18 protein-coding genes are annotated in these 19,664 nt (G+C 75.1%); 15 read left to right on the forward strand and 3 right to left on the reverse strand.

Annotation, left to right across the window (positions count from 1 at the left end):
- The first annotated feature begins 26 nt into the window (after positions 1-26).
- The 3 genes from O7546_RS11550 (at position 27) to O7546_RS11560 (ending at position 3,587) form a co-directional block, all read left to right on the forward strand.
- Positions 27-1,205 (forward strand): glycosyltransferase, encoded by a 1,179-nt coding sequence (locus O7546_RS11550; RefSeq protein WP_269696753.1) that lies wholly within the window; start codon positions 27-29, stop codon positions 1,203-1,205.
- 64 nt (positions 1,206-1,269) lie between these two features.
- A complete protein-coding gene (locus O7546_RS11555) occupies positions 1,270-2,154 on the forward strand; it encodes an NAD-dependent epimerase/dehydratase family protein (protein WP_194800051.1) in 885 nt (294 codons plus the stop codon).
- A gap of 14 nt (positions 2,155-2,168) precedes the next feature.
- Positions 2,169-3,587: an aldehyde dehydrogenase family protein gene (locus tag O7546_RS11560; RefSeq protein WP_228531758.1), complete on the forward strand. Its 1,419-nt coding sequence runs from the start codon at positions 2,169-2,171 to the stop codon at positions 3,585-3,587.
- Between the two features lie 42 nt (positions 3,588-3,629).
- On the opposite strand, the gene O7546_RS11565 is transcribed toward O7546_RS11560, so the two are convergent.
- From O7546_RS11565 to O7546_RS11575, 3 genes are read right to left on the reverse strand one after another with little or no spacing between them, the layout of a single operon-like run.
- Entirely contained in the window at positions 3,630-4,685 is a 1,056-nt protein-coding gene (locus tag O7546_RS11565; RefSeq protein ID WP_269696755.1) for a hypothetical protein, read from the reverse strand.
- A 39-nt stretch (positions 4,686-4,724) separates the two neighbouring features.
- Positions 4,725-5,690: an FAD-dependent oxidoreductase gene (locus O7546_RS11570; RefSeq protein WP_194800052.1), complete on the reverse strand. Its 966-nt coding sequence runs from the start codon at positions 5,688-5,690 to the stop codon at positions 4,725-4,727.
- Entirely contained in the window at positions 5,687-7,357 is a 1,671-nt protein-coding gene (locus tag O7546_RS11575; RefSeq protein WP_281600900.1) for an AMP-binding protein, read from the reverse strand. The genes O7546_RS11570 and O7546_RS11575 overlap by 4 nt, the downstream gene beginning before the upstream one ends.
- Before the next feature lie 226 nt (positions 7,358-7,583).
- Here O7546_RS11575 and O7546_RS11580 point away from each other — a divergent pair, with 226 nt between their 5' ends.
- The 12 genes from O7546_RS11580 to O7546_RS11635 all read left to right on the forward strand — a co-directional run bounded on the left by O7546_RS11580 (position 7,584) and on the right by O7546_RS11635 (position 19,620).
- Positions 7,584-9,263: a carbamoyltransferase N-terminal domain-containing protein gene (locus O7546_RS11580; RefSeq protein WP_194800054.1), complete on the forward strand. Its 1,680-nt coding sequence runs from the start codon at positions 7,584-7,586 to the stop codon at positions 9,261-9,263.
- A gap of 77 nt (positions 9,264-9,340) precedes the next feature.
- Positions 9,341-9,631 carry a phosphopantetheine-binding protein gene (locus tag O7546_RS11585; protein ID WP_216933389.1) on the forward strand — a complete coding sequence of 97 codons (291 nt, stop codon included), beginning with the start codon at positions 9,341-9,343 and terminating at the stop codon, positions 9,629-9,631.
- A gap of 52 nt (positions 9,632-9,683) precedes the next feature.
- Positions 9,684-11,387: a carbamoyltransferase N-terminal domain-containing protein gene (locus tag O7546_RS11590; RefSeq protein WP_269696759.1), complete on the forward strand. Its 1,704-nt coding sequence runs from the start codon at positions 9,684-9,686 to the stop codon at positions 11,385-11,387.
- 2 nt (positions 11,388-11,389) lie between these two features.
- Positions 11,390-12,412: a methyltransferase gene (locus O7546_RS11595; protein WP_281600901.1), complete on the forward strand. Its 1,023-nt coding sequence runs from the start codon at positions 11,390-11,392 to the stop codon at positions 12,410-12,412.
- Positions 12,409-13,158 (forward strand): 3-oxoacyl-[acyl-carrier-protein] reductase, encoded by a 750-nt coding sequence (gene fabG / locus O7546_RS11600; RefSeq protein ID WP_281600902.1) that lies wholly within the window; start codon positions 12,409-12,411, stop codon positions 13,156-13,158. The genes O7546_RS11595 and fabG overlap by 4 nt, the downstream gene beginning before the upstream one ends.
- Positions 13,159-13,207: 49 nt before the next feature.
- Positions 13,208-13,462, forward strand: a complete 255-nt coding sequence (locus O7546_RS11605; protein ID WP_135239705.1) for an acyl carrier protein — start codon at positions 13,208-13,210, stop codon at positions 13,460-13,462.
- 4 nt (positions 13,463-13,466) lie between these two features.
- Entirely contained in the window at positions 13,467-14,684 is a 1,218-nt protein-coding gene (locus O7546_RS11610) for a beta-ketoacyl-[acyl-carrier-protein] synthase family protein (protein WP_194800058.1), read from the forward strand.
- Entirely contained in the window at positions 14,681-15,754 is a 1,074-nt protein-coding gene (locus O7546_RS11615; protein ID WP_269696762.1) for a beta-ketoacyl synthase N-terminal-like domain-containing protein, read from the forward strand. The genes O7546_RS11610 and O7546_RS11615 overlap by 4 nt, the downstream gene beginning before the upstream one ends.
- The gene (locus tag O7546_RS11620) at positions 15,751-16,560 is read left to right on the forward strand and encodes an alpha/beta hydrolase (protein ID WP_135239708.1); all 810 of its coding nucleotides are present in this window, start codon (positions 15,751-15,753) and stop codon (positions 16,558-16,560) included. Before O7546_RS11615 ends, O7546_RS11620 begins: the two co-directional genes overlap by 4 nt.
- Positions 16,557-17,255 (forward strand): DsbA family protein, encoded by a 699-nt coding sequence (locus tag O7546_RS11625; RefSeq protein WP_194800060.1) that lies wholly within the window; start codon positions 16,557-16,559, stop codon positions 17,253-17,255. The genes O7546_RS11620 and O7546_RS11625 overlap by 4 nt, the downstream gene beginning before the upstream one ends.
- Positions 17,252-18,475 (forward strand): cytochrome P450, encoded by a 1,224-nt coding sequence (locus O7546_RS11630; protein WP_135239710.1) that lies wholly within the window; start codon positions 17,252-17,254, stop codon positions 18,473-18,475. The genes O7546_RS11625 and O7546_RS11630 overlap by 4 nt, the downstream gene beginning before the upstream one ends.
- Complete coding sequence (locus tag O7546_RS11635; protein WP_281600903.1) at positions 18,472-19,620, forward strand: steroid 3-ketoacyl-CoA thiolase; 1,149 nt, start codon at positions 18,472-18,474, stop codon at positions 19,618-19,620. Before O7546_RS11630 ends, O7546_RS11635 begins: the two co-directional genes overlap by 4 nt.
- The last annotated feature ends 44 nt before the right edge of the window (positions 19,621-19,664 follow it).

The raw sequence follows: 19,664 nt of genomic DNA on the forward strand, positions 1-19,664 counted from the left end.
CCATTATCCGGAGGTGGATGGCCCTCATGAAAGTCGTGGTGACCTGCCAGCCCGCGGTCGGGCACTTCCATGCGATCGCCCCGCTCGCGCTCGCCGCCCGCACCGCCGGGCACGACGTCACGGTGGTCACCGGACGGGGTCTCGGCCCCTGGGTGACCCGGGCCGGGCTGGACGTGGTGGAGGTCGGCCCGGCGTGGCTGGCCGACGGGCCGAGGACGTCGGCGTTCGACGACGAGCGCCGGCGGCTGCGGCTGATGGCCCTGGCCACCGCCGCGCTCATCCCCGGCGTCGTCGAGGTGCTCCGGGACACCCGCGCCGACGTGCTGCTGCACGAGTCGCTGGAGTGGGCCGGGCCGCTCGCCGCCGACGCGGTGGGCGTGCCCTACGCGGCGCTCGGCCAGCTCCCGCGCCTGCCCCGGGCGGTCACGGCGCAGACGATGGGCGCGGGCTGGAGCCAGGCCCGCACCCGCCTCGGGCTGCCCGCCGACCCGGGCATGGCGCGGCTCTACCCGTACCTCTACCTCGACGCGTACCTGCCGAGCATGCAGCCGCTGTCCGACGACCCGCTGCTGTGGTTCGGCGGACGGGCCGAGGACGAGGTGGTGCACCCGATCATGCCGCCGCTGTACCAGGTGGACGGCCCGGTGCCGGACTGGCTCACCGCCCCGGCCACACGGCCGCTGATCTACATGACCATGGGCACCGCGTTCAACCAGACGCCGCACCTGTTCCGCGCCGCCGCGCGGGGCCTGCGCGACGAGGACGTCGACGTGGTCATGACGCTCGGCTCCGGCGTCGACCTCGCCGCCACCGGCATCGACGCGCCGAACGTGCGGCTGGCCACGTACATCCCGCAGGACGAGGTGCTGCGCCGCACCGCCGTGGTGCTGCACCACGCCGGTTACCTGACCACAGTCGGCGCGCTGCGGCACGGCCTGCCGATGGTGGTCGTCCCGGTCGCCGTCGACCAGCCGTACCACGCCCACCGGCTCAGCGCGGCCGGGGTGGCGATCCGCCTCGACGAGGCCGCGGCCACGCCGGAACGCATCCGCGACGCGGTGCGCGCCACCCTGGACGACGACCTCTACCGGCGCAACGCCGCCCGGCTCCAGGCGGAGATGGCCGGGATGCCCGGCGTGGAACGGGGCATCGAGCTGCTGGAGCGGCTGGCCGAGGAGCGCCGGCCGCTGCGCGCGGCCGCATAGGACGGATCCCGGCCGCGTACGCCCGTACCTGTTCGCGCGGCCACCTCGCAGAGAGGCGACAGCCATGCGCGTACCAGTGGAGACCGTCGACGCCGAGCCGGCGCCGCTCGGCCGGATCCTGCTCACCGGCGCGACCGGCCGGGTCGGTGCCCGGCTGCTGCCCCACCTCAAGCGGCTCGGCGGCGAGGCGCGCCTGCTGGTGTGGGGCCCCGGCCCGGGGCCGGGCGGCGGCCGGCTCGTCACCGGCGACCTGCGCGACCCGGCGGTGTGCCGCAGCGCGGTCGAGGGGGTCGACGCGGTGGTGCACATCGCGTCCGCGTTCGTCGGCCTGGACGGGCCGGGCGCCGAGGAGGTGAACCGGACCGCGACCGCGGCACTGGCCCGCGCCGCGCTCGACGCCGGGGTGCGCCGGTTCGTGCAGATGAGCAGCTACCTCGTCTACGCGCCCGCCGGCGACCGGCCGGTACGCGAGGACGGCCCGCTGCTGGAGTCGCCGGAGTCGTCGTTCCCGGCCGCGAAGCTCGGCGCGGAGGCGGCGCTGCGCCAGTTCACCGGCGGGGAGCTGGAGGTGTGCGTGCTGCGTGTCGCGTTCACCTACGGCGAGGGCGACCCGCATCTCGCCGACGCGCTGAGCTGGGCCGCGCACCGGCCGGACGACGAGCGGCTGCACCTGGTGCACCACGCCGACGTGCGGGCCGGCATCTTCGCCGCGCTGCGCAGCCCGGCCGCGGCCGGGCACACGTACAACCTGGCCGACGACGAGCCGGCCCCGGCGGCGTTGCTGCGCCCGCTGGCCGAGGAGTTCACCGCGCGCGGCGCCGGAGCCGGCGACGCGGAGGAGGGCGGTCCGCTGGGCTGCGTCGTGGACACCACCGCCGCCCGCCGGGACCTGGGCTTCCGGCCCGTCTACCCATCGATCGAGGACGCCCGCCGCGCGGGCCGCATGTGACGGAGGACGCCACCATGACCGCGACCGCTGAGCACGCCCCGGCGATGACGATCGGCGGCGTGGCCGAGGAGGCGGCCGCCGTCCTCCCGGTCGACAACCCGGCCACCGGCGCGCCGCTGGGCGCCGCCCCGGTCTGTTCCGGCCGGCAGCTCGACCGGGCGATGGACGCGGCGCTCGCCGCCGCCGGCGGCTGGGCCGCCGACGACGAGGCCCGGCGTGCCGCGCTGCTCGCCGCCGCGAAGGAGGTGTCGCGGGCCGCGTCCCGCCTGGGCGCGCTGGTCACCGCCGAGCAGGGCAAGCCGACGGCGATGGCGATCGCCGAGGCGTACGGCGCGGCCGGCGCGCTGCGCTACCACGCCGGACTCGACCTCGGTGCCGAGCTGCTGCGCGACGACCGGCGCGGGCACGTCGAGCTGGCCCGTCGTCCGCTGGGCGTGGTCGCCGCGATCACCCCGTGGAACTTCCCGGTCGCGATCGCCGCGGCCAAGCTGGCCCCGGCGCTGCGGGCCGGCAACACGGTCGTGCTCAAGCCCTCGCCGTACGCGCCGCTGGCCGTGCTGGAACTGGGGCGGCTGCTGGCGCCGCTGTTCCCGCCCGGCGTGGTGAACGTCGTGTCCGGCGGGGACGACCTCGGCGCGGCGATGGTCGCGCATCCGGTGCCGGCGCACGTGTCGTTCACCGGGTCGGTGGCCGCCGGGCGCCGGGTCGCCGCCTCCGCCGGCGCCGGGCTCAAGCGGGTCACCCTCGAACTCGGCGGCAACGACCCGGCGATCCTGCTCGACGACGCCGACCCGGACGCGATCGCCGAGAAGCTGTTCTGGGAGGCGTTCGCCAACAGCGGGCAGGCGTGCATGCTGGTGAAACGGCTGTACGTGCCGGCGTCGCGCCACGGTCGCGTGGTCGACGCGCTGGCCGACCGGGCCCGGGCCACCCGGGTCGGCGACGGCGCGGTGAAGGGCACCGAGCTGGGGCCGCTCACCACCGGGGCGCAGCTGCGCCGGATCACCGCGCTGGTCGAGGCGGCCACCGCCGGGGGAGCGCGGGTCGCGGCCGGCGGCGCGCCGCTGCCCGGCCCGGGACGGTTCTACGCACCCACCGTGCTCGCCGGCGCCACCGACGACCTGGCGGTCGTGACGCAGGAGCAGTTCGGGCCGGTGCTGCCCGTGGTGCCGTACACCGATCTCGACGACGCGGTCCGGTCCGCGAACGCCGGCCCGTACGGGCTGGGCGCCTCGGTGTGGTCGGCGGACCCGCAGCGCGCCTGGGACGTCGCCGCGCGACTGGACGCGGGCACGGTGTGGGTCAACTCGCACGCCGAACTGACCCCGGACCAGCCGTACGGCGGCCTGAAGTGCAGCGGGCTGGGCGTGGAGGGCGGTGTGGCCGGGCTGCACGGCTACACCGGCGCGCAGGTGCGTCACCGTCCCCGGTGAGCCGCCGTCCGGGCGCCCTGTCCGGGGCGCCCGGAGCGCGGGTCAGGTCAGGCCGCTGTAGAACAACGCGCCGATGACGGCCCGTTCCGCCTGCGGCAGGCGGGCGTGCGGCACCGCCCGGCCGGTCAGCGCCAGCCCTTCGCGCGGCTGGTAGATGAAGTCCAGCCCGCCGTCGGGGAAGTTGCCCGCCTCCCGCACCCACCGGTCCAGCCAGGCCGGGTCGTGGCCGGTCTCGTCGAGGTACGAGCGCATCGGCCCCGGGTCGCCGGCGATGGTGAACAGCAGCGACACCTCGCACGTCGGCTGGTCGGTGTGCACGCCCAGGTAGTCGCCCTTCTCGTAGCGCAGGTACGTGCACCGGGTCGGGTGCATGGGCCGGCCCATCCGGGCGCTGATCTCGGCGACCAGCGCCGGATCCTCGTGGATCTTGATGAGTGTCGGCCCGGCGCCCAGGTACGCGTTCATCGACCGGCTCACCAGTGCGTCGTGCTCGACGTCCCAGCCCGGCTGCAGCCCGCCCGCGAACGACTCCCCGCGCGGGGCGGCCAGCAGCACCTCGACGTCCTTCATGCACTCCCGCGCGGTGGCCGCCGAGATCAGGTCCGGCATGTGCCAGTAGTACCCGGACGGGTCCAGCATGGACAGGTAGTCGCTGCGCCGGCCGCTGGACTCGCGCAGCAGCGCCGCGTACTCCTCGTCCACCTCGTGGTCGGTGGGCCGCCGCACCACCCGCGACTTCACCGCCCGGATGATCAGCGGGCCCTGCGGGAACATCTGGTCGTACGTCGCGTCGACCAGCGGCCCGCCGCCGGCCAGCGGTGACACGTCGGCCGGCGGCACCCCGGCCGACACGGCCAGGCGCTCGTACAGCCGGATCGAGGCCGGCGGCTCGTCGCGCAGTCCGAGGTGGTGACGCAGCCGCCAGCGCCGCCACTCCAGCTCCACCTCGTTGATCCGGTGCCGGGGCCACCGGTACGAGCCGCCGGGCGCGTACAGCGCGTCCCGGATGTGCTGCACGTCGATCGCGCGGACCCGGTCCGCGGCGGTGCGGAACAGGGCCGACGCGTCGGCGCCGGACGCCCAGGTGGCAGTGGACATGGTGTCCCTCCGGTCAGGCCGGCGCCCGGCGGCGCCGGCTCACTCGTCAGGCCGGTCGGTGGTCCCGCCGCCCTGCGCCAGCGCGGCGGCGTCGCGGGCGCATCCCCACGAGAGCATGACGCCGTTCCCCGCGTGGCCGTAGTTGTGCACGACGAGCGCGTCCCCCCGACGCTCGGCCTCCACCCGCGGGGCCGGGCGGCCGGGGCGCAGCCCGACGGTGTGCGCGAGCACCTCGGCGCCGGCCAGGGCCGGCTCGATCGCGGCGCACCGCGCGACGATGTCCCGCTCCTCGGCCGGGTCGGGCGTGGTGTCGTCGCTGCGCCGCTGCGCGCCGCCGAGCACCACGTGGTCGCCGTGCGGGAAGATGGACGCCCAGGTGGGCGTCATCGGCGCCTCCAGGAAGAACCGCTCGATCCCCGGGTTGCGCACCACGATCTTCGGGCCGCGCACCGGGTACAGCTCGTCGTCGCCGGTCAGCGCCCGCGCGGCCAGCCCGGTGCAGTTGACCACCACCGGCGCCACCGCCGCCGCCTCGTCGAGCGAGGCCACCGGCTCGGCGCGCAGCTCGCCGCCGGCGTCCAGGAAGCGCTGCTGGAGGTACGCGAGGTAGACGGGCATGTCGACGAGCGGCAGCCGGACGGTGAACGCGGTGCCGAAGCCCGCCGGGCGTTCGTGCTCGTCCAGCGGCCGGAACCCCGGGGTCTGCTCCACGAACGGCGGGGTGGCACCGGCGGGCCGGGCCGCGAGTACGCCCTCGCGCAGCGTCACGCCCGGCATCGGCTCGTCGCGCAGCACCCGCAGCGTCTCGTCGGTCCAGGCGCGCTGCGGGTCGTCCGGCGGTGACAGGTTCGGGCCGACCAGCGCCGAGGCCTGCATCGAGGTCGTCCGCGCGGGCGGTTCCGCGGTACGGATCAGCACCCGCGCGCCTCCCTCGGCCAGCCGGATGCCGGTGCTGAGACCGGTGACACCGGAACCGAGGACGACGACGTCCGGACGTGCGGTCATGAAGGATCCTCCGAGTGTGCGGCGGCTGTGGTCAGCTGTCCTGTCAGGAAGATTCTCCACAGCTCACGCCGCTTCGGCTTGCCACTCGTGGTTCGCGGGATGGTGCCGACGCCGGTCCGGACGAACACCAGGTCGGCACCCTCGGTCACCCGGCCGACGAGCCCCTGCGCCGCCTCCAGCCGCAGCGGGTCGGCCTGCTCGACCACCACCACCGCGGTCGGCCGATCCCCGCGCATGCCCAGCAGGACGGTCTGCCGGTGCCGCGGCAGCCCGGCCGACTCCAGCGCCGCCTCCACGTCCTCGGCCAGCAGCGTACGGCCGCGCACCTTCACGCTGTCGCCGATGCGGCCCAGCACGAACAGCTGGCCGTCGTGCAGGAACCCGGCGTCGCCGGTGACCAGCGGCCCGTCCCGGCGGCCGGTGTCGGCGTCCGGCGGCTCGTTGTGGTAGCCGTCGGTGAGGCAGGGACCGTCCACCACGATCTCGCCGACGTGGTCCTCCGGCAGTTCCCGGCCGTCCCGGTCCACGATCGCGACCCGGATCCCGTCCAGCGGGCGGCCGGATCCGACGAGCGCGCCACCTGCCTCCGGCGCCAGCGGCACCGGCCCGTCGAGCACCACCCGCCGCGGGTCCAGCGGCACCGACGTCCACAACTCGTCCAGCGGCAGACCGGTGACGGCGAGTGTCGCCTCGGCCAGCCCGTACGCGGGCAGGACGGCGCGCGGATCCAGCCCGTACGGGGCCAGCAGCCGCACGAAACGCTCCACCGCGCCGGTGCCGACCCGCTCGGCGCCGACGATGACCGCCCGCCAGGCGGAGAAGTCCATGCCCGCCAGGTCCTGCGGGCGTACCTTCCGCGCGACGTGTTCCAGCCCGAACGTCGGCATCGCGGTGAGCCGCGCGCCGTGGACGCCGAAGCAGCGCAGGTAGCGCAGCGGGGACCGGACGAACTGCTCGGGGGAGAGCAGCCACAGGTCGCTCTGCCGCACCACCGGCGTGATGAGGCAGCCGATCAGCCCCATGTCGTGGTGCATCGGCAGCCACGACGCGGTCGGGTCCTCCGGCCGCATCCGCAGCCACTGCGCGATGGCGGCCACGTTGGCCTCCAGCGCCGGCACCGGCACCCGGACCCCGCGCGGCGCCCGGGTCGAGCCGGAGGTGAACTGGAGCATCGCCAGCTGGGCCGGGGCACAGCCCGGCCACGGGCCCGGGTCGGCGGTGGCGATCACGTCGTCGTCGACCCGCACCGGCACCGGTGGCGGCACCAGCCCGGCGAGCTGCCCGGCCAGCGCGGCGGACGTCACCACCATCCGCGGGGCGGCCCGGCCGACCAGGTGGGCCAGCGCCCGCGCGTAGCCGGTCAGGTCCTGGCCGAACGCGGGCGGCGCGGTCGGCACCGGCACCGCGCCGGCGACCATCGCACCGAAGTAGAGCTGGATGAACCGGGGCCCGGTGGGCTCCACGATCACCACCGTGTCGCCGTCGGCGGTCCCGGCCGAGCGCAGCCCGGCGGCGACCCGGCGGGCGCCCTCGGCGAGCCGCTCGTAGCTCCACTCGTCCCACCCGTCGCCGGGTCCGGCGAAGCGGACCGCCGCGTCCGGGCGCGGCCGGTGCACCCAGTCGGTCAGCGGCGAGCCTGCCGCCGCGGCGCGATCCTGTCCGTCCATCGGGGACCTCCTGGGCACGGGTGGGCGGAGCGTAACGCGGTGCCACGCGACGGCGGCAGGCCCGCGCGAGCCGGCCGGCGGGCACGCTTGCGGCGCCGGCCGGCCCGGCGCGAGCATGCGCTCGACGTGTGACGTGGGCGCGATGTCCCTGGCACGCCTGCCCGGTCAGGTGCGGGCAACTGGGCATTCTGCCCAGTTGAACGGACCCGGCGAGGAGGCTGCGAAGGTGCCTGGACGATCCCTGATCTGCGGACTGAAGGTCACGCACGACGGCGCGGTGGCCGTGATCGACGACGGTCGGCTGCTGTTCTCCACCGAGGCGGAGAAGCTCGGCAACCACAACCGCCACTCGGAACTGCACGACATCGACGTGATCCACGACGAACTGCGCCGGCACGGCCTGTCGGCGGGCGAGCTGACCGGCGTGGCAGTCGACGGCTGGGCCCGGGACCGCGACGGCACCTCGTACGTGTGGCTGCTCGACGGTGCGCGCCCGCACCCGCTGGACGTGGCCGGTTACGAGGACCCGGTGACCGACGCGGCGCGGCCCCTGGACGCGCGGCACGGCCCGCTGCCGCAGCGGTTCGGCCCGGCCGGTTTCACCAGCTACACCCACGCCACCGGGCACCTGTTCGCGAGCTACAGCACCAGCCCGTTCGCGCAGCGCGGCGAGCCGGCGCTCGGCCTGGTCTGGGACGGCGGGATGCCGCCCTTCCTCTACCTGGTCGAACCGGACGGGCCCCGGGTACGCGGCGTCGGCCGGGTCAACGAGTTCATCGGCGGCCTGTACCCGATCTTCGCCTCGCACTTCGATCCGTTCCGGGTCGACCGGCGCAGCGCCGACCCGGACCGCCGGTTCGGGATGGAGGCGCTGCTCCCGGTCTCCGGCAAGGCGATGGCGTACGCCGGGCTGGGCAAACCGGTGGAGGCGGTGATCGACGTGATGGGCGCCGTCACCGCGCAGTTCGGCGCGGTCGACACGCCGATGCGCTCGTTCCAGTGGAGCCAGCGGGTGCTCCAGCTCGCCCGGGGCCTCGGCGCCACCGACGCCGAGCTGCTGGCCTCGTTCCAGGAGTACCTGTTCCGGGCCCTGGTCACCGGCATGGTGGCGATGCTCGACCGGCACCCGGAGCTGCGGGCGTTGCCGCTGTGCCTGTCCGGCGGCTGCGCGCTGAACATCAAGTGGAACTCCGGCCTGCGGAGCAGCGGGCACTTCCCGCGGGTGTGGGTGCCGCCGTTCCCCAACGACGCCGGTTCGGCGATCGGCGCCGCGTGCGCCGAGATGGCCCGCACGACCGGGCGTACCGGCCTGCGGTGGAGCGAGTTCGCCGGGCCGGAACTGCGCTGGGACGGCGTGGTGCCGCCGGGCTGGACGTCGCGGCCGTGCCCGGTCGAGGACCTCGCCGCGCTGCTGCACGAACGCGGCGAGGTGGTCGTCGTGCTCACCGGCCGGGCCGAGCTGGGCCCGCGCGCGCTCGGGCACCGCAGCCTCATCGCGCCCGCCACCAGCCGGGACATGCAGCAGCGGCTCAACGAGATCAAGGGCCGGGAGTGGTACCGGCCGGTGGCGCCGATCTGCCTGGAGGAGCGGGCGCCGGAGGTGTTCGCGCCCGGCACCCGCGACCCGTACATGCTCTTCGACCACGACGTCCGGGCCGGCTGGGTGGAACGCATCCCGGCGGTGGTGCACGTCGACGGCAGCGCCCGGCTGCAGACCGTCGACGCCGGCAACCGGGTGGTCCACGACCTGCTGCGCGCCTACGAGCGCCTCAGCGGCGTACCGGTGCTCTGCAACACCAGCGCGAACCTGCCGGGACGCGGTTTCTTCCCCGACCCGGGCACCGCCATGTCCTGGGGCCGCACCCGGTACGTGTGGTCCGACGACGTGCTCTACGAGCGCCTCTGAGCCCGCCTCCGGAGGGTGTCCGCGGTCGAGTTCGCGCACGCTTCCGGGGGCGCTCGGGGCGGGGTTACGGTGCCCCCGTGCCGATTCCGAATGAGCAGCAGACGCGGAAGCGGGTGCGGGAGCTGGTCCTCGAACTGGCCCCCAACCCGGAGAAGGGCGACCAGGACGAGGTGCTCCTCGTCGAGGACCTGGAGTACCACTCCCTGGCCCTCCTGGAGCTCGCCTTCGCCCTGGAGGACGAGTTCGACCTGCCGCCGATCGACGAGCAGAGCGTGCAGAACATCCGTACCGCCGCCGACATCGAGAACCACGTGGTGCGGCAGCTGGAGAGCAAGGACGCCGAGCCGCTGGCCGCCACGACGGAGTGACGGTCCACCACGGACCGTGCGAGGGCTGGCAACGATCGGTGGAGGTGCGGACTTGTCCGAGCACGACGAGGTCATCTGCGGGCTGAAACTGACCCACGACGGCGCGCACGCCCTCATCCGGGGCGACCGTCTGCTCTGGTCGGTCGAGGAGGAGAAGGTCGGCAACCGCCGCCGCCACGCCCGCCTCACCGACCTGAGCGGCGTGGTGGCCGAGCTGGAACGCCACGGCCTGGGCATCGGCGACATCGACGCGATCAGCGTCGACGGCTGGGTGCAGTCCGGCGACGGGCGTACCGCGGCGGAGATCGAGCTGCCCGACGGCGGGCGGCAGATGATCGACCTGGCCGGCTACGCGGTCATCGCCGAGCCCGGCAACCCGCTGCCGGCCCACCCGCGCACCACCGGCAGCGGCCTGCCGCTGGGCTCGAAGACCTTCGACTACTCCAGCTACCCGCACGCCACCGGCCACGCGTTCGCCGGTTACAGCACCAGCCCGTACGCGGCGGCGGACCGGGCCGCGCTGATCCTGGTGTGGGACGGCGGCATGCCCGCCACCCTCTACCGGTTCGACCCGGCCACGCCCGCGCTGCACTCGCTCGGCGTGGTGGTCCCGATCGTCGGTGCCCTCTACCCGATCTTCGCCTCGCTGTTCCCGCCGTTCGGCGTCCCCGCCGACGAGCGCCGCCGGCTCGGCGGGCTGGGCGACTTCGCTCAGCTGGAGGCGCTGCTGCCGGTCTCCGGCAAGGCGATGGCGTACGCCTCACTGGCCCCGGCCAGCGAGGAGGCGATCACGGTGATGACCGAGCTGGCCGAGTCGATGCTGCCGATCGGCATCACCGGCGCGTTCCTCTGGAGTCACCAGGCGCGGCGCCGGCTCGCGCCGCTCGGGCTCTCGGACGCGGCGATCCTCGCCTCGTTCCAGGAGTTCCTGTTCCGGCTGCTGCTGCGCGGGCTGCGTACCGGCCCGGGCGCCGCGTACGTGCGGGCCGGCGAGCCGCTCTGCCTGTCCGGCGGCTGCGCGCTGAACATCAAGTGGAACTCCGGGCTGCGGGCCAGCGGCGACTTCAGCGACGTGTGGGTGCCGCCGTTCCCGAACGACGCCGGCTCGGCCATCGGCACCGCCTGCGCGGAGCTGTTCCGCCGCACCGGCCGCGCCGCGCTGCGCTGGTCGGTGTTCGACGGCCCGGACCTCGTCGACTCGCCGGTCCCGCCCGGCTGGACCGGCCGCCCGTGCAGCGTCGCCGAACTCGCCGAGCTGCTGCACCGCACCGGCGAACCGGTCGTGGTGGTCGACGGCCGGGCCGAGCTGGGCCCGCGCGCCCTGGGCCACCGCAGCATCATCGCCCCGGCGCACGACCCGGCGATGAAGGACCGGCTCAACGAGATCAAGCTGCGCGAGTCGTACCGGCCGGTGGCGCCGATCTGCCTGGAGGATCGGGCGCCGGAGGTGTTCGACCCCGGCACCCCCGACCCGTACATGCTCTTCGAGCACCACATCCGGCCCGGGTGGCGGGACCGCGTGCCGGCGGTGGTGCACGCCGACGGCAGCGCCCGGCTGCAGACCGTCGGTCCGGCCCATCCGCTGCTGTTCGAACTGCTCACCGCGTACGAGCGGCACTCCGGCATCCCGGTGCTCTGCAACACCAGCGCCAACCACCCCGGACGCGGCTTCTTCCCCGACGCCGCCTCCGCGATGCGCTGGGGCGGCGTGCCGCGGGTCTGGTCGCGGGGCCGGCTGTACACGGCGGACCGCTGACCATGGTGGCCCGTCGCGCCGACATCTCGGCGATGCTCGAGATGCTCCCGCCGTTCGCCGTGCGGGTCGCCGCCACGCTGCGGCTGTCCGACCACATCGCCGACGGTCACACCGGGCTGAAGGCACTCGCCCGGGCCGGCGGAGCCGACCCGGACGCGCTCGGCCGGCTCCTGCGCTACCTGGTCCAGCTCGGCCTCTACACCGAGCCCGAGCCGGGCACGTACGCGGTCACCCCGGCCGGCCGGATGCTCGCCACCGCCCACCCGTCGGGCCTGCGGGCCTGGCTGGACCTGGACGGGCCGGGCGGGCGGATGGACCTGGCGCTGGCCGGGCTGCTGCACGCGGTGCGCACCGGCGAACCCGGCTACGACCGGGTCCACGGCCGCTCCTTCTGGGACGACCTGGCCGCCGACCCGGCTCGCGGTGACGCCTTCGACGCGCTGATGGCCGGCAAGTCCCGGCGCGTCGCCGCCGACCTGGCCGCCGTGGTGCCCTGGCACGGCACTCGGCACCTGGTCGACGTGGGCGGCGGTCGCGGCGCCACGATGATCGCCGTCCTGGGCGCCCACCCCGGTCTGCGCGGCACCGTGTTCGACCTGCCCGGGCCGGCGGCCGGGGCGCGCGCCGCGGTGCGGGAGGCGGGCCTGGCCGACCGGTGCGACGTGGTCGCCGGCAGCTTCCTCGACGCCGTGCCCGAGGGCGACACCCACCTGCTGTTCGACATCCTGCACGACTGGGACGACGCGACCGCCGCGGCGATCCTGCGCCGCTGCGCCGCGGTGAGCCGCCGGGTGCTCGTGGTGGAGGACATCCCGGCCGGCGAACCGGACCGGTGGTCGGTCGCCGCCGACCTGAAGATGCTGACCCTCTTCGCCGGCCGCCAGCGCACCGCCGCGCAACTGGCGGCGCTGGGGGTGGTGGCCGGCCTGCGGGCCGTGCATCCGGCCGCGCCGGTCGCGCTGCCGGGCGGGTTCGCCTACGTCGAGTTCCGGCCGGGCGCCGGGGAAGGGGGTAGGCCGGCATGAGCGGCTCCGAGCCCGCCGGGCACGTCCTGGTCACCGGCGCCTCCCGGGGCATCGGCCGCGCCGTCGCGGTGCACCTGGCCGGCCTGGGCTACGACGTCACCGGCTGCTACCGGCGCGACGGCGAGGACGCCGAGGCGGCCGAGGCGGAGGTCGCCGCCCACGGCGTGCGCTGCCTGTTCCAGTCCTGCGACGTGTCCGACCCGGACGCCGTCGAGGATCTGGTGGCGCTGGCGGAGAAGAAGATCGGCCCGCTGACCGGGCTGGTGAACAACGCCGGCATCACCCGGGACGCCCCGGCCGTGCTGATGCGCGCCGACCAGTGGCGGGACGTGCTGGACGTCAACCTCACCGGCACCTGGAACCTGTGCCGCACCGTCGGGTTCCGCTTCCTCAAGCGGCGGGCCGGTGACATCGTCAACATCTCCTCGGTCGCCGGTGTCTACGGCAACGCCGGTCAGACCAACTACGCGGCGGCGAAGGCCGGCATCATCGGCCTGACCCGCTCGCTGGCCAAGGAGATGGCGCCCTACGGGTCGCGGGCCAACGTGGTCGCGCCCGGGTTCATCGACACCGACATGACCTCGGCGCTGCCGTCGAAGTCGCGCGCCAAGGCGCTCGCCGCCATCCCGCTGGGGCGCTTCGGCGTACCGGACGACGTGGCGCCGCTGGTGGCCTTCCTGCTGTCGCCCGCCGCGTCGTACATCACCGCCCAGGTCTTCCACGTCGACGGCGGGATCGTCCTGTGACGCCCGTGCCGTGCCCGACCGACCGTCGTACCAGGAGAGGAACAGTGTCATGTCGGACAAGCAAACCCACCTCGAGGAGCTGCGCGAGCTGGTCGCGGAGGTGCTCGAGGTCGAGCCGTCGGAGCTGACGGACACCGCCGACTTCCAGGACGAGTACGAGGCCGACTCGCTGCGGGCGATCGAGATGCTGGCGCGGATCGAGAAGCGCTACAAGGTGGAGATCCCGCAGCGGGAGCTGGCGGGGATGGAGAACCTCAAGGCGGTGTACGAGATCACCGCCACCTACGCGGGCTGGGACAGCTAGTGCGATGAACCGTGTCGTGATCACCGGCGTCGGGCCGGTCTCCAACATCGGCATCGGGGCCCGCGCCTTCGAGCAGGGGCTGCGCGAGGGGCGCGTGGGTGTCGGGCCGATCCGCAGCTTCGACACCACCGGCTTCCCGCGCACCATGGCCGGTGAGGTCCGCGACTTCGTCCCGGCGGACCTGCTGCGCCGGCTCGACGTCGCGGCGTGGGGCCGCTCGTCCCTGTTCGCGGCCGCCGCGGCCCGGCTCGCGGTGCGTGACGCCGGCCTGGACGCGGCGCTCGACGCCGGTGCGCTGGCACCGGACCGGGTCGGCGTGGTGGTCGGCACCACCAGCGGTGAGTCGAAGCTGACCGAGGAGTTCGGCCGGCGGGTGGTCGACGCCGGGTTCGCCGCCGTGGATCCGGCGCTGCTGGCGGGGTTGCCGGCCGGGCGGCTGGCCTTCGCCGTGAACGAGGAGCTGGGCGTGACGGGTGAGTCGGTGACGCTGGCGACCGCCTGCTCGGCGAGCAACTACGCCATCGGCTACGCGTACGACGCGATCGCCGCGGGCGACGCCGAGGTGATGCTCACCGGCGGCGCCGACTCGGTGTGCCGGTGGGCGCACGCCGGGTTCGTGCGGCTCGGTGCCGTCGCCGAGACCGCCTGCGCGCCGTTCGACCTGAACCGCTCCGGCATGGTCACCGCGGAGGGAGGCGCGATGCTGGTGCTGGAGTCCGCCGACCACGCCGCCGCGCGTGGTGCCCGGCCCTACGCCGAGGTGCTCGGCTACGCGCTGAACTGCGACGCCAGCCACATGGTCGCGCCGAACGCGGCCACCATCGCCGCGTGCATGCGCCTGGCCTTCGACAACGCGGGGATCAGCCCGTCGGACGTCGACTACGTCTGCGCGCACGGCACCGGCACCGCCGCCAACGACGCCACCGAGGCGGAGGCGCTGTTCGAGGCGTTCGACGGGAAGGTGCCGCCGGTCAGCTCGATCAAGTCGATGCTCGGCCACACCATGGGCGCGGCGAGCGCGTTCGGCGCGATCGCGTCCGCCGTCGCCATCGCCCGGGGGTTCCTGCCGCCGACGGTGAACTGGGCGTCGCCGGACCCGGCCATGTCGTGGCTCGACCCGATCCCGAACCGGGCCCGCCCGGCGCCGGTACGGGTGGCTCAGAACAACGGCTTCGCGTTCGGCGGCAACAACGCCATCGTCCTGCTCGGGGCGCCGTCGTGACCGCGTTGACGATCGCCGGCTGGGGCGTCGTGGGCCCGGCCGCGGACGGCCCGGAGGCGCTCGCCACGGCGCTCGGCGCCGCGCCGCAGCCGGTGCCGGTCACCGGCATGTACGCCGACGAACTACCGGACGCGCGGGCGTACGCCCTGGTCGGCTTCGACGTCAAGGCGCACCTGCGCCGCCGCGGCACCGCCTTCTTCGACCGGCGCACCTCGCTGACCGTGGTCGCCTGCGGCCGCGCGATCGAGGACGCCGGGCTGGTGGTGACCGACGACAACCGGGACCGGATCGGCATCGTCACCGGCACCACCGCCGGCAGCGTCAAGTCGAGCGTGGACTACGCCGCGGAGACGTTCACCCAGCAGCCGCCGTACCTGGTGAACCCGGCGCTGTTCCCGAACACCGTGATGAACTGCGCGGCCGGTCAGTCGGCCATCTGGTACAAGCTGCACGGCCCGAACGCCACCGTCGCCGGAGGACCGCTGGCCTTCCTGACCGGGCTGCGCTACAGCGCGAACCTGTTCCGGCGGGGCCGTGCGGACGTGCTGCTCGCCGCCACGGTGGAGGAGTTCACCCCGCACGCCGCCTGGACCGTGCGGCGCACCGGCGGGACCGTCGCCGGGGAGGGCGGCGCCGCGTTCGTGTTGCGCCGCGAACCGGACGGGCCGGCCGACGGCGCCGTCCTCGCCGTGCGGGTCGGCTTCTGCCCGGCCGGCCAGTCCCGGCCCGCCGCGCTCTCCGCACTCGTCCGGGCGACGCTGGCCGAGGCCGGCGTGGACGGCGCGGACGTGACCACTGTCGCCTGCGGCCGGCGCGGCGACGCGCGCGACGACGCCGAGGTCTGGTCGGCGGTGGACGACGGGCTCGGCGGGCGCTCGCCGGCCGAACGGCTGCACGTCGACGACGTGGTAGGGGACTGCCAGGCGGCGACCGGGGCCTGGGAACTGGCCGCGGTGCTCGCCCGGCACCGCGCCGACCCGGGCCGCGACGGCGCGTACGCGCTGCTCGTGGCGCGGACGCCGGAGGGCGGCGTCGGCGCCGCGGTGGTCCGGGGCCGGAGCCGGCGATGATCCCACCGCGACTGCACGGCCTCACCGCCGACGATCGGGACGCCACTGCGGCCGACGGCGACGGCCCGGTCGCGGTGTTCGTGCACGGCATGGAGGACGACTGCCGGGGCTGGACCGCGCTCGCCCGCAGCCTCGGCCCGCAGTGGCGGACGCTGGCGATGTGCGTGCCCTGGCACGCCGGCAACGACTACTCCTGGCGGTACGCCGGGCGGCCGGGGGAGTGGGTGGCGGCCGGGCTGTCGAAGCTGCCCGCGCCACCGACCGTCCTGGTCGGGCACTCCTTCGGCGCCAACGCGATCCTGGAGCTGCTGGCCACCAGCCCGCAGCCGCCGGCCCGCTCGGCGGTGCTGACCACGCCGTTCTACCGGCCGCACGACGCGCCGGTGACCTGGCGCGCGTTCGACAGGTCGCGGCGGATCTTCCAGCGCCAGATCAGCGACGGGCTGCGCTCGCGGCTGACCGCCCGCAAGACGTCACTGGAACCCGACATCCTCGAGTCGATGCTCGAACGGGCGTGGGAGCGCACCGGCCCGAGCGCGTTCCTGGCGGTCTTCGAGCAGTACCTGGCCAGCGGCCACCTGCCGGTGCAGACGGTGGAGATCCCGGTGCTGGTGGTCGGCGGTGAACGCGACCCCGGGCTCAACCGGGACCACCTGCGGGCGCTCACCGACCGGCTGCCGCTGGGCCTGCTCGCCTGCGAACCCGACTACGACCACTTCTGCCACCGGCGGCACGCCCACCGGCTCGGCCGGTCGATCGACCGGTTCGCCAGGTACGGCACCGACGCGGAGAGGCCGGCCCGATGACACCGAGGACACAGCCGCGCGTGCACTTCTCCTTCCGCAGCCCGTTCAGCTGGCTGGCGATCACCGTCCTGCGCCGGCGGGTACCGGACCTGGACGACCGGGTCACCTTCGTGCCGTTCTGGAACCCGGACGCGGTCACCGAGGCGGCGCTGCGGGAGCGTGGCGCGGAGCTGCACTACGCCCCGATGAGCAAGGCGAAGCACCTCTACATCCTGCACGACACGAAACGGCAGGCGGCCCGCGTCGGCGTGCCGATGCGCTGGCCGATCGACGACGACCCGTGGTGGGAGCTGCCGCACCTGGCCTGGCTGGCTGCCCGCCGCGCCGGCCGGGCCCGGCAGTTCTACGAGGCGGCGTGCGCGGCCCGCTGGGAGCGCGGCGAGGACATCTGCACCGTCGAGGCGGTCGAGCGCATCGCCCGGGAGGCCGGGCTCGACCCCGGACCGGCGGCCCGGGCCACCGACGACCCGCTGATCCGGGCCGAGGCGGTCGACTGCCTGGAGCAGGCGTACCACGACGACATCTTCGGCATCCCGTACTTCCGGATCGGCCGACACCGGTTCTGGGGCCTGGACCGGGTGGACGACTTCGTCGCCGAGCTGGAACACCCCACCCCGGTGCGGCGGCCCGCCCCGGCCGGCGCGGCCCGGCGGATCGGGGCGTACGACACCGACACGGCGGGAGGCTGCGGATGACCGCGAGCGCACGGGAGTCGGCGCGACTGTTCGACCCGTTCGACCCCGCCGTCCTGGCCGACCCGTACCCGGCCTACGCGCGGCTGCGCGACCACGACCCGGTCAGCTACCTGCCCGAGTACGACGTGTGGATGGTGACCCGGTACGACGACGTGGTGGCCATCGCCCGCGACCCGGCCCGGTTCTCCTCGAAGATCGGCATGAGCCCGGACTTCGCGGTCGCCGGCGGCCCGCAGACCGGCGTCAGCTACCGCATCGGCGCGCCATCGGTGCGGGTGCTCATCGCCACCGATCCGCCCGAGCACCAGATCTTCCGGCGCGCCGTGGCCGGCGCCTTCACCCCCGCCTCGGTGACCGCGGCGACGCCCCGGATCCGCGCGCTGGCCCGCGAGCGCGTACGGGTGCTGCGGGAACGCAGCGAGGCCGGGTGCGGGGACTTCTTCACCGACCTGGCCGAGCCGCTGCCGGTGCTCGTGCTCGCCGACCTGCTCGGCGTGCCGGCGGACATGCACGAGGAGTTCCGGGACTGGTCCACTGTCATCACCAAGGACCTCGACCAGGCGTCCGGGCCGCCCCGGGTGGGCCGGGGGATCGAGATGTTCCGCTACTTCAGCCGTCAGCTCCGCCGCGCCACGCCCGGCCGGGCGAACCTGTTCGACGCGATCGCCACCGCCCGTTCCGCCGGGGTGTCCGAGCAGGAGCTGCTGGCGTTCTGCGCGTTCCTGCTCGTCGCCGGCATCGAGACCACCACGAACCTGCTGACCAACCTGATGGCCGCGCTGCTGCGTTTCCCCGGGTTGCAGGACCGCATCCGCGACGACCCGGGCCTGGTGCCGACCGCCGTGGACGAGGCGATCCGCTACGACACCCCGGTGCAGGCGCTGTGGCGGGGCACCCGCGAGCCGGTGGAGCTGCACGGCCGTACGCTGCCCGCCGACGCCCGGGTGCTGCTCGTCTGGGGCGCGGCCAACCGCGACGGCCGCCGGTTCGACCAGCCGGACGAGTTCCGGCCGGACCGCCGCCCCAACGACCACGTCGGCTTCGGCGCGGGCCCGCACTTCTGCCTCGGGGCGCGGCTGGCCACCGCCGAGGTCGCGGCGGTGCTGCACGAGCTGTTCGCCGCCGCGATCCGGGTGGAGCCGGCCGGGGAGCCGGTGCTGACCCGCAGCCTGGTGCTGCGCGGCCGGACCAGCCTGCCGGTGCGGTTGGTGCCCCGGTGACCCCGTCCGACCGCGACCCGGTCGTCGTCGAGGCGGTCCGCACCCCGATCGGCCGCCGCCGGGGCGCGCTCAGCGGCGTGCACGCCGCGGTCCTGCTGCGCCACGTGCTGCTGGCCGTGCTGGAGCGCACCGGCGTCGCACCCGCGGACGTCGACCAGATCATCGGCGGCTGCGTGACCCAGGTCGGCGAGCAGGGCCTCAACGTGACCCGCAACGCGTGGCTGTCCACCGGACTGGACCACCGGGTCGCGGCGACCACGGTGGACGTGAGCTGCGGCTCGGCCCAGCAGGCAAACCACCTGGTCGCAGCGCTCATCCACGCCGGGGCCATCGACGTCGGCATCGCCTGCGGGGTGGAGTCGATGAGCCGGGTGCCGGTGGGCAGCAACTTCACCGGTGCGGCCGACTTCCGCACCGAGGACTACCCGTGGGACGACCCGCCCCGGCTGCAGTTCGGCGGGGCGGAGCGGATCGCCGCGCGCCAGGGGCTGACCCGGGACGAGCTGGACGCGTACGGCCTGCGCTCGCAGCGGCGGGCCGCCGCGGCCTGGGCCGCCGGGCACTTCGACCGCGAGGTCGTGCCGGTGCCGGTGCCCGGCGGCCCACCGGTCGCAGTCGACGAAGGGCTGCGCGCCTCCACCCCGGAAGGGCTGGCCGCGCTGCGCCCCACTGTCGACGGCGGCCTGCACACCGCCGGCACCACCTCGCAGGTCTCCGACGGCGCCGCGGCGGTGCTGTGGATGTCGGCCGGCCGGGCCCGGGCGCTCGGCCTGCCGGCCCGCGCCCGGCTGACCCACCAGGTGGTGACCGGCGCCGACCCGTACTACCTGCTCGACGGCCCGGTGGAGGCCACCGGCCGGATCCTCGCCCGGGCCGGGATGAGCCTCGGCGACATCGACAGGTACGAGGTGAACGAGGCGTTCGCCGCAGTGGTGCTGTCCTGGGCCGGGCGCCTCGGCGCGGACCTGGACCGGGTCAACGTCAACGGCGGGGCCATCGCGCTCGGGCACCCGATGGGCGCCACCGGCGCCCGGCTGGTCACCACCGCGCTGCACGAGCTGGAACGCACCGGCACGGAGCTGGCCCTGATCACCATGTGCTGCGGCGGCTCGCAGGGCACCGCCTCGATCCTGCAGCGCTGCTGACTGGCACACACGTACCCGGCCGGACCGCAGTGGAGGGAGCACCA

This window comes from Micromonospora sp. WMMA1976, assembly GCF_027497335.1.
Taxonomy (GTDB): Bacteria; Actinomycetota; Actinomycetes; order Mycobacteriales; family Micromonosporaceae; genus Micromonospora; species Micromonospora aurantiaca.